The organism is Quisquiliibacterium sp., from assembly GCF_982640115.1.
Genome location: NZ_CEXFHW010000154.1, coordinates 1 through 9,826, shown reverse-complemented (window position 1 = coordinate 9,826; position 9,826 = coordinate 1). Strand labels below are relative to the sequence as shown.

Here is a 9,826-nt window from a genome sequence, read left to right as displayed (position 1 = left end):
TCTGATGGCGGCGGCCGGCGAACTGGTCGGCGATCCGGTTGCCGATGGCGCGCGCGCCGGCTGGCGCGGCTGGCTCGCCGCCTTGCGGGCCCGGGCCGCACGCCTGCCGCTGCCGCGCGCCGAGCAGGTGCGCTTTCACTACGACCTCGGCGATGACTTCTTCGCGCTCTGGCTCGATCCACGGCGGGTCTATTCCTGCGCCTACTATGCCGAGCCGGATTTCGATCTTGCCCGGGCCCAGGAGGCCAAGCTCGAGCATGTCTGCCGCAAGCTGCGGCTTGCGCCCGGGCAGCGCCTGCTCGATGTCGGTGCCGGCTGGGGCGGGCTGCTGCTGTGGGCCGCCGAGCACCACGGCGTGTCGGCGCTGGGCATCACGCTGTCGCGCAACCAGCATGCCCATGTGCAGCGGCTGATCGAGGCCCGTGGCCTGGGCGGGCGGGTCGAGATGCGGCTGCTCGACTTTCGCGAACTGCCGGCCCGGGAGCGCTTCGACCGCATCGCGTCCATCGGCATGTTCGAGCATGTCGGCGGTCGTCATCTCGATGCCTATTTCGCCGGGCTGCAGACCCGCCTGCGGCCGGGCGGCCTGGTGATGAACCACGGCATCACCGCCGGCGGGCTGGACAACGCCCAGCTCGGCGCCGGCATCGGCGACTTCATCGAGAAGCACATCTTTCCCGGCGGCGAACTCTTCCATGTCTCGCGGGTGGCGGCCAGCCTTGCCCGCGGCGGCCTCGAGCTGCTCGATGTCGAGAATCTGCGCCCCCACTACGCGCGCACGCTGTGGGCCTGGGCCGACGGCCTGGAGGCGCGACTGGCCGAGGCGCGCGCGATCGCCGACGAGGCCACGGTGCGGGCGTATCGCATGTACCTCGCCGGCTGCGCCATGGCTTTCGAGCGCGGCTGGATCTCGCTGCATCAGCTGCTCGCCGCGCGACCCGACGGCCTCATCGAACCGGCCGCCCCGGGCCCGGGCAGCCCCACCGGCCTGCGCGGCGCGCAGTCGGCCTATCCCTTCCATCGCGGCTACATGTACCCGCCGTCGCATCGCGCCTCGCGGCCCTTGACCGCAGCCGGGGATTGACGCGGGGAACGATCCCGCGCCCAATGGCGCGGCCTCGGGTCGATCCGGTCTGCGGCCTGCCGCATCATGACTGCCGATCCCCCTTCCTCCGCCCACGCTCCTGCTTTCCCCCAGGCCCCGCCGGCCCGCGCCCCCGAGCCGGCCATGCCGATGGCGGTGGTGGCGGTGGCCTCGTCGGCCGGCGGGCTCGCGCCGCTCAAGCGGCTGGTGGCGGCGATGGCTGCGGCCGATCCGCTCGCCTGGGTGGTGATCGCGCATCTCGATCCGGCCGGCGGCTCCATGCTGGTCAGCCTGCTGCAGCGCGAGACCGCGTTGCCGGTGGTGCAGGCGCAGGACCGCATGCCGCTGCACGCCGCGCGCATCCATGTGATCCCGCCCAATGCCGCGCTGGTCTACGAGTCGGGTTGCCTGCGGGTGGTGTCGCCCGCCGACCCCCTGGGCCGCCATCATCCCGCCGACCGCTTCTGCGGCTCGATCGCGCGCGCGCTCGGCTCGCGCGCCGTGGGTGTGGTGCTCTCGGGCAGCGGCTCCGACGGCGTGGCGGGGCTGTGCGCGATCCGCGCCGCGGGCGGCTTCACCCTGGCGCAGGATCCCGCCGATGCGCAGTTCGATCCCATGCCCTCGCAGGCGATCGCCGCCGGCTGCGTCGATCTGGTGGCCCTGCCGCAGGACATGCCGGCGCGCATCCCCGCGCTGCTGGCGGCCGGTGCCGGGCCCGATCGCGATCCGCCCGATGCGCTCGATGCGGTCCTGCGTGTGCTGCGCGAGGGCGGCAACCACGACTTCTCCGAGTACCGCACCAGCACCCTGCAGCGGCGCATCGAGCGGCGGATGGCGCTGCACGGCCTGGCGGGCCTGGCCGACTATGTCGAGCGGCTGCGCGGCAACCCGCAGGAGCGCGCGCTGCTCGAGCGCGAGCTGCTGATCGGCGTGACCGGATTCTTTCGCGACACCCCGGTGTGGCAGGCCCTGCAGGCGCAGGTGCTGCCCGCACTGATCGCCGAGGCCTCGCCGCAGCGGCCGCTGCGCGTCTGGGTGGCGGGCTGCTCCACCGGCGAGGAGGCCTATTCGCTGGCCATCGCCCTGCATGAGCTGCTGCAGGCCGCCGATGCGCCCTCCCGCGAGGCCGCGCCGGCGGTGCAGATCTTTGCCACCGATCTTTCCGAGGATGCGATCGTGCGCGCCCGGCGTGGCGTGTTCCCGGCGGCGATCGCACGCGAGGTCTCCCCGGTGCGCCTGCAGCGTTACTTCACGCGTGCCGGCGAGGGCTGGCGCATCGGCAAGAGCGTGCGCGAGAGCGTGGTCTTCGCCACCCACGATCTGCTCGCCGACCCGCCCTTCACGCGGCTCGACCTGATCAGCTGCCGCAACCTGATGATCTACCTGACGCTGCCGCTGCAGGAGCGTCTGCTGCCGCTCTTTCACTACGGCCTGCGGCCCGGCGGCGTGCTGCTCCTGGGCAGCTCCGAGTCGGTCGGGCGCGGCGCCGACCTGTTCGAGCCGATCGATGCCCGTCTGCGGCTGTTCCGTCGCCGGCCGGCACCGGGTGCGCTGGCGGTGCCCGGCCTGCCCCTGCGTCCTCACGATCGGGCGATCGCCCCCAAGGAGCCTGCCGTGCCTGACCCCGACATCCCGTCCGTCAACCTGCAGTCGCTCGCCGACCAGGTGCTGCTGCACGAGCTCACGCCGCCGGCGGTGCTGGTGAGTGCAGCCGGTGACATCCTCTACATCAACGGCCGCACCGGCCGCTGGCTCGAGCCGGCCGCCGGCAAGGCCAACTGGAATCTTCATGCGATGGCGCGACCCGGCATCCGCGAGCCGCTGTCGGCCGCGCTCGCCCGGATCGCCGTGCAGGACGAGCCCTTGCGCCTGACCGGGCTGATACCCGCGGACGACGCCGGGGCGGCGCCGGTGGATGTGCTGGTGCGTCGCCTGCACGAGCCGGCCGGTCTGGAGGGCACGCTGCTGGTGGTCTTCCAGGCGCAGCCGGCCAGTGCCGTGCCCGCCACGCCGGCGACGGCGACGGCGCAGGCCCCGGTCCCGGCATCGGTCCCCGCCGGCGCCGACGCCGGCCAGGAGCTCATCTTCAACCGCGAGCGCCTGCGCCTGATGCGCGACGAGATGCGCAGATCGCGCGAGGAACTTCAGGCCGCCAACGAGGAGCTGCAGTCGAGCAACGAGGAGCTGCAGTCCACCAACGAGGAGCTCACCAGCTCCAAGGAGGAGCTGCAGGCCATGAACGAGGAGCTGCACGCGGTCAATGCCGAGCTGCAGGCCCGCGTCGATGAGCTCGCGCTCGCGCGCAGCGACATGCGCAACCTCCTCGATAGCCTGGATGTGGCCACGCTCTTTCTCGACGCGGAGCTGAATGTGCGGCGCTACACCGAGCACGGTCGGCGCATCTTCCGCCTGCGCGAGGGCGATATCGGTCGACCGATCGCCGAGCTGAGCGGCACGCTCGCCTACCCCGATCTTCCGGCCGACCTCGCCGCGGTGCTGCGCGAGCTGACCCCCCGCGAGAAGGCCGTGCCCTCGCGCGACGGGCGCTGGTACTCGGTACGCATCAGCCCCTACCGCGATGACGCCGGCCAGGTGCGCGGCGCCCTGGTCACCTGCCTGGACATCACCGCCGCCAAGCTGCTGGAAGCCCGGGTGCGCGGGGCCTGAACCCCGGCCGGCCTTGCGCTGGCGCAAGGCCGTGTCAGGGTTGCGGGCTCACCATCGGCCGGTGGCGGAGCGGGCCAGCCGGCGGGCGGCGGGCAGACCGGCACGAGGATCGACGATGACGAGCAAACACCCCTGGGCCCTGCTGGCCAATGCCTCGCGCGCGCGGCTCTTCGAGGTCGATCGCGAGGCCGGGCGGCTGATCGAGCTGGAGGACTTCGTTCACGCCGGTGGTCGGGCGCACCCCGCCGATCTCGGCGAGGAGCGCGGCGGCCACACCCAGCGCAGCACCGGCGATGGCGGCAGCGGCGGTGCCTCGTTCGGTCCGCGCACCGACGCCCGCCACAAGGAGCGCGAGCACTTCGCGCGCGAGCTGGCGGTGTACCTCGATGCCGCGCTCGCGCAGCACCGTTTCCAGACCCTGATGCTGCTCGCTTCCAACCCCTTCCTGGGCGAACTGCGTGCGCATCTTGCGCCTGCCACCGCCCGCGCGGTGCAGGTCTGCGAGCCGCTGGACATCGGCAGTCTGGCGGCGCCGGAACTCGCCCGGCGCGTGATGGCGCTGGCCGCGCAACCCGCCGGCTAGCGGCGGCCTGCCGTGCCGGCCGGCGCGCTGGCGATGGCTCAGCCGCGGGGCGCGGCGCCGGCGAGTTCCTCGGTGATCAGGCGGGCGATCAGGGCCGGGTCTTCCAGGGGCAGGAAGTGGCTGTGGTCGGCGAGATGGATTTCGCGACCCTGCCGGAACTCGCCGACCAGGCCCGGCCAGGTGGGCGAGAAGGAATAGTCGAAGGGATTGCGGTCCGGGGTGGGCAGCCGCGCCCGGATGATCAGCACCGGGATGGTCAGCGCGCGGATGCTCGCGTACACGCCCGGGTTGCCGCGCCCGGTCATGTAGACCCGCGCCTCGGTCTGCGGCGCACAGGCAAGCTCCAGCCCCTCGCCGTCGGCGGCCGGCCGCAGGCCATGCTCGCAGTAGTCGCGCAGCGCCTGCGGATCGAAGGCGCTGTAGGGCGCGCGCGTGGCGAATCGTTCGAGCATCGCCTGCACCGAGGCGAAACGCGACTGGCGCCTGGCCGCCGGATGCATGCCGCCGGGAAACACCGGCGGCGGCGCGTGGTAGGCGCCCGGCTCGGCGATCACCGGATCGAGCAGGATCAGCCGCGAGAAGCGCGCGGGGTCGATCGCCGCCGCCTGCACCAGGCCGTGGGCACCCATGCTGTGGCCGATGCCCACCGCACCCTGCAACGACTGCGCCGCCGCAAAGCCCGCGATGTCCCTGCCGAAGACCGACCAGTGCTCGATGGGCGCGGCGTCGCTGCGGCCGTGGCCGCGCTGCTCGAGCGCGATCAGGTGACGCGCCGGCAGGTGGCTGATCATGCGGTCCCAGACCCGGCCGTGAAAGCCCGTGGCATGGACCAGCAGCAGGCTCGGGGCGTGCCCGCGCAACGCGGCATGCCACTCGAAGTACGACAGCCCGATGCCTTCGACGATCTGTCGGCCCGCGGTCGGCTGCAAGGCGGGCGTGCTGGCTTGGCTGTCCATCAACCGGTTCCTGGAGGCGCTGAGCGCGGCGGCCGCGCTCAGCGCGCCGCCGGCAGCTCGTTGAGGGTGAAGTGCAGGCGAGCGCCCTCGCCGGGCGCGCTGTCGGCCCAGATCCGGCCGCGGTGCCGCTGCACGATCCGCGCGGCGGTGGCCAGTCCCACGCCGGTGCCGGCGAACTCGTTGGCGCCGTGCAGACGCTGGAAGGCGCCGAACAGGCGATCGGCATAGCGCATGTCGAAGCCCGCCCCGTTGTCCGACACCCGGTAGACCAGGGTGTCTTCCTCGCGCCGGCAGTCGAACTCCACCTGGGCACGCTCGGTGCGCGAGGTGTACTTCCAGGCGTTGCCGAGCAGGTTCTCGAGCAGGATGCGCAGCAGGGTGCGGTCGCCGCTTGCGGTGATGCCGCGGGCGATGATCACCTCGACCTGACGCTGCGGCTCCTGCGATCGGAGCTCGTCGATGATCTGCTGCGCCATCAGGGTGAGATCCACCGGCCCCGGCACCAGCGGCTGGGCCGACACCCGTGCCAGGCCGAGCAGGGCGTCGATCATCTGATCCATGCGCGAGGCGGCGCTCAGGATGCGGTTCAGATGCTCCAGGCCCACCCGGTCGAGCTTGGCCGAGAAATCCTCGAGCAGGATGCGCGAGAAGCCTTCCACCGAGCGCAGCGGCGCGCGCAGGTCGTGCGACACGGTGTAGCTGAAGGACTCGAGTTCGCGCGACACCGCCTCGAGCTCCTGCAGGCGGGCCGACTGCTCCACCAGCAGCCGGTGCGCGGCATCAGCCCGCTCGCGCAGCCGCTCGCTCTCGTCCTGCAGGTCATCCACCGCGAGCGCGGCCTGCTGGCGCAGGCCCTCCAGCGGCGGCACCGGATCCACCCGCATCGACACCCGGCGGGTCTGGCCGTAGCGGTCGGGCAGGGCTGCCTGCAGGCGATAGCCCTGTCCGGCGGCGAGTGCCGCGCCGATCTCGCCCGCGGCATCGCGGTTGGCCTCGCCGAGCAGGGTGAGCGGCGACATCGACAGCAGCTCGATATCGGTGCGGCCCAGGATGGCGCAGGCCGCCGCGTTGGACCAGATCACGCGCCAGCCCGGCGCGGCATCGTGCGATTCGATCAGCAGCGTGGGGCCCGGTGCGACCCGCAGCGCGGTCATGAGGTTGTGGCTGGCACGCTCGGCTGCCAGCGCGCCGCCCACCTCGCGGATCAGCCCGCTGTAGCCGGTGATCGCGCCCTGGGCGTCGAGCCGTGGCCGGCCGGATTCGACCAGGAAGGCGCGGCTGCCGCCTTCCACCGGCACCGACCAGATCATCTCGGCGAAGGGCCGGCCGCGGGCGAGCTGGTCGCGGTGCGCGGCCCAGGCGGCGTCGGGTTCGGGATTGGCCGCCGTGCCGGCGATGCTGCGCCCGAGCTGGATCCCGCCGCATTCCCAGCGCGCCCGTCCGATCAGCACCCGGGCGAGCATGGCCTGTTCCTCGGTCTCGCTCTCGATGCGGCGGTAGCGCCCCTGCGCGTCCTGCTCCCAGTACATCCAGCCGGTGAGGCGCCGGGTGAGCGCCAGCTGTGCCTCGCGATCGGTCAGCTCGGCATCCTGGCGGGCCTGCTCGTCGGCCTGGGTGAGCGCCTGCAGCGCGGCCTCGGCCTGCGCCAGACGGCGGTTCTCGCGGCGCTCGTGCCAGACCCCGGCCACCGACCCGAGCATGAAGGCCATGGCCAGCGCAGCCGGCACCAGCCAGTCGGCCTGGGCCGCCTCGCCGCCCGACTCCCGACCGGCGAGCCAGCCCGCGAGCGCGAGCGCGATCACGGCGAGCAGCCCCAGCCAGCGGGCCGACCATTTCTGGCCGGGGGAAGACGAGGGCGAAGGCGGGGTTTCCAAGGGTGCGAGGCGAGGCGGCGGGAGTCGTCCGGGATGATGCCGCAAAACCCGGCGCGCTGTTCTCGCGGTGACCGTTGCCCGGGCAGGGGACGCCGCTGGTCGGGAGTCGCCGGGCTGGGGTAGGCTGATTCCGGCCGCTGGGTCAGAATGCGGGATCGGGCGCTGAGTCGGCTGCCGCCGGCTCGGGTCCGGCCTGTCCGGGCCCGCCGCCGGACGCCCGTCACCGGCTATGCCCATGAGTCAGCCTGCTCCCGATGCCTCCGAACCGTCCCCCCGGGTGATCGCGCTGGTCGACGATGACCCGATGTGGCGGTTCCTCACCAGCACCGCCCTGCAGGGCTTCGGCTGGACGGTCGAGGACCACGACAGCGGGCAGTCCCTGATCGACGCGCTGCCCCGATCGGCCGCCGACATCATCCTCATCGACGCCATGATGCCGGGCATGGATGGCTTCCAGACCTGCGAGGCCATCCGCCGGACCCCGGCCGGCGCGCGCATCCCCATCCTGATGCTGACCAGTCTCGAGGATGACGACTCCATCCGCGCCGCCTACGAGGCCGGCGCCACCGACTTCTTCATCAAGTCCACCCACTGGGTGCTGCTTGCCGAGCGCATCCGCCATCTGGTGCGCAGCGGCCGCATCGGCCGCGAACTCGACCTCACGTCCGATCGCCTCGCCCGGGTCAACACCGCCGCCGGTGTGGCTGCCTTCGACTTCGATGTCGTCGCGCGGGTGCTGCGCGGTTCCCCGGGCAGCTTCCAGGTGCTTGGCCTGGGCGCCGATCGCGATCAGATCAGCCAGCACGAGCTCATGGAACTGCTCGAGCCCCAGGACCGCCTGCCTTTCCTCGAGGCCGTGGCTGACGGCGTGCGCCGCCGTCGCGGCATCCGGGCGGAGTTCCGCCTGCGCACACCCGGTGGCGAACTGCGCCATGTCCTGGCCGAGGGCGAGCCCGAGCTCGATGTCGCCGGGCATGTCCGGTTGCTGCGTGGTGTCATGCGCGACCAGACCGACGAGCGCCGGCGCCTGCAGGAGATCGAGCGGCTGGCCACCCGCGACAGCCTCACCGGCCTGCCCAATCGCGCCGAGTTCCTGCGCCGGCTGGGTCTGTCCATCGAGCAGGCGGCCGCCTCGTCTACCGAGGTGCATGTCGCGCTCTTCAACCTCGACCGCTTCACCCAGTTCAACGAGACCCTCGGCCATGCCGCGGGCGACGAGCTGATCGTCGAGGCGGCGCGCCGCGTCGAATCGGCGGTTGCGCAGTGGCTGCGCGCGATGGGTTCGGGCTCGCTGGCGGCCGATGGCGGAGCCTGCGTGGCGCGCCTGCAGGGCGATGAATTCGCGTTCATGATCGGTGGCCTGGGCGGGCCGCATGTGGTCGAGGCCCTGGTGCAGAGCGTCCTGCGCGAGATCGGCCGTGCCTGCCGGGTCGACGGCATCGACTGCTTCATGACCAGTTCGGCCGGGCTTGCCGCCTACCCGCGCCATGCCGAGACGCCCGAGTCCCTGCTGTCGCGCGCCGATCGTGCCAACCGCGAGGTCAAGGCACGCGGCCGCAATGACTTCGCCTGGTACCTGCCGGGCCTTGATCGCGGCGGTCGTCATCGCATCCAGATGCTCAGCGACCTGCACAAGGCGGTCGAGCGCGAGGAATTCGAGGTCCACTATCAGCCCTGGGTCTACGCCCCCGAGGCCCGCGTCACGGGCCTCGAGGCGCTGGTGCGGTGGCGGCGTGGCGGCAAGCTGGTGGCGCCGGGCGAGTTCATCCCCCTGGCCGAGGAATCGGGCCTGATCATCCCGATCGGCGAGATGGTGCTGCGTCAGGCGGCACGCGCCCTCGCGGGCTGGCGCGCCCAGGGCATCGACCTCGATTGCGTGGCGGTGAACGTGCCCACCCAGCACTTCGAGCGCGATTCCCTGCTCGCCAGCACGCGAGAGGCCCTGAGCCTGGCCGGCCTGGGCCCCGGGGCCATCGAGCTCGAGCTCACCGAGACCTGCATGGTCCAGGACTTCGAGCGCACGCTGCCGCGCCTCGAGGCGCTGATCGATGCCGGCGCCAAGCTCGCGATCGACGACTTCGGCACCGGTTACTCCTCGCTCGCCTACCTCACCCGTCTGCCGATCTCCAAGCTCAAGGTCGACCGAGCCTTCGTCAGCCAGCTGGGCATCTCCCGCGAGGGCGAGGCCGTGTGCCGGGCGATCGTCGCGCTCGGGCGCTCGCTCGGCGTGCACTTGCTGGCTGAGGGCGTCGAGACCGTCGAGCAGTTGCGGGCGCTGCGCGAGCTCGGTTGTGCGACGATGCAAGGGTATCTTTTTTCGCGGCCCGTTCCCGCCGACCAGATCCCGGCCGCCATCGCTGCGGCCGAGACACGGGCGCGGCGCGAGACCGGGTCGAAGTCGCTGGCAGGACGCAACGCGCCGCACGGTGCCGTGGAGTTGGGATGACCGTGCTCATCAAACCCGAAGATCGGCAGCGCAAGCGGCCGCGCGATGGCGGCGTCACCGTCCAGATCGCCAGGGCGGCGCTCGCCACCCTGATGCGCCAGGGCCTGCCGCCGACACCCGACAACTATTCGCGCGCGTGGCGCGAGGCCTGCGACGCCGTCCTGGTGCGCGATCCGCCGGCCAGGCCCGAGACGCAAGGCTCGCCCGCGGTCGAGG

General features: G+C 72.4%; 7 protein-coding genes. 5 read left to right on the top strand and 2 right to left on the bottom strand.

The features are described 5' to 3' along the window. The 3 genes from AC2H6A_RS15085 to AC2H6A_RS15075 form a co-directional block, all read left to right on the top strand. On the top strand, positions 1–1,084 hold a 1,084-nt coding region (locus tag AC2H6A_RS15085; RefSeq protein WP_484274474.1), incomplete at its 5' end, for a class I SAM-dependent methyltransferase. 144 nt (positions 1,085–1,228) lie between these two features. Further along, complete coding sequence (locus AC2H6A_RS15080) at positions 1,229–3,751, top strand: CheR family methyltransferase (RefSeq protein WP_484274472.1); 2,523 nt, start codon at positions 1,229–1,231, stop codon at positions 3,749–3,751. Between the two features lie 115 nt (positions 3,752–3,866). Continuing rightward, entirely contained in the window at positions 3,867–4,334 is a 468-nt protein-coding gene (locus AC2H6A_RS15075) for a host attachment protein (RefSeq protein WP_484274470.1), read from the top strand. A 38-nt stretch (positions 4,335–4,372) separates the two neighbouring features. On the opposite strand, the gene AC2H6A_RS15070 is transcribed toward AC2H6A_RS15075, so the two are convergent. Together AC2H6A_RS15070 and AC2H6A_RS15065 are read right to left on the bottom strand one after the other, a co-directional pair. After that, the gene (locus AC2H6A_RS15070) at positions 4,373–5,290 is read right to left on the bottom strand and encodes an alpha/beta fold hydrolase (RefSeq protein WP_484274469.1); all 918 of its coding nucleotides are present in this window, start codon (positions 5,288–5,290) and stop codon (positions 4,373–4,375) included. A 38-nt stretch (positions 5,291–5,328) separates the two neighbouring features. Continuing rightward, positions 5,329–7,164 (bottom strand): sensor histidine kinase, encoded by a 1,836-nt coding sequence (locus AC2H6A_RS15065; protein ID WP_484274468.1) that lies wholly within the window; start codon positions 7,162–7,164, stop codon positions 5,329–5,331. A gap of 235 nt (positions 7,165–7,399) precedes the next feature. Between AC2H6A_RS15065 and AC2H6A_RS15060 the strand changes: the two genes are divergently transcribed. Both AC2H6A_RS15060 and AC2H6A_RS15055 read left to right on the top strand, forming a co-directional pair. Beyond that, the gene (locus AC2H6A_RS15060; protein WP_484274450.1) at positions 7,400–9,610 is read left to right on the top strand and encodes a putative bifunctional diguanylate cyclase/phosphodiesterase; all 2,211 of its coding nucleotides are present in this window, start codon (positions 7,400–7,402) and stop codon (positions 9,608–9,610) included. Further along, positions 9,607–9,826 (top strand): hypothetical protein (locus AC2H6A_RS15055; RefSeq protein ID WP_484274445.1); only part of this gene is annotated, 220 nt, incomplete at its 3' end. The genes AC2H6A_RS15060 and AC2H6A_RS15055, both read left to right, overlap by 4 nt.

Bases quoted from the DNA above. Each gene is read 5' to 3' on its own strand.
- AC2H6A_RS15080 (WP_484274472.1), top strand. From the start codon at position 1,229: ATGCCGATGGCGGTGGTGGCGGTGGCCTCGTCGGCCGGCGGGCTCGCG.
- AC2H6A_RS15075 (WP_484274470.1), top strand. From the start codon at position 3,867: ATGACGAGCAAACACCCCTGGGCCCTGCTGGCCAATGCCTCGCGCGCG.
- AC2H6A_RS15060 (WP_484274450.1), top strand. From the start codon at position 7,400: ATGAGTCAGCCTGCTCCCGATGCCTCCGAACCGTCCCCCCGGGTGATC.
- AC2H6A_RS15070 (WP_484274469.1), bottom strand. From the start codon at position 5,290: ATGGACAGCCAAGCCAGCACGCCCGCCTTGCAGCCGACCGCGGGCCGA.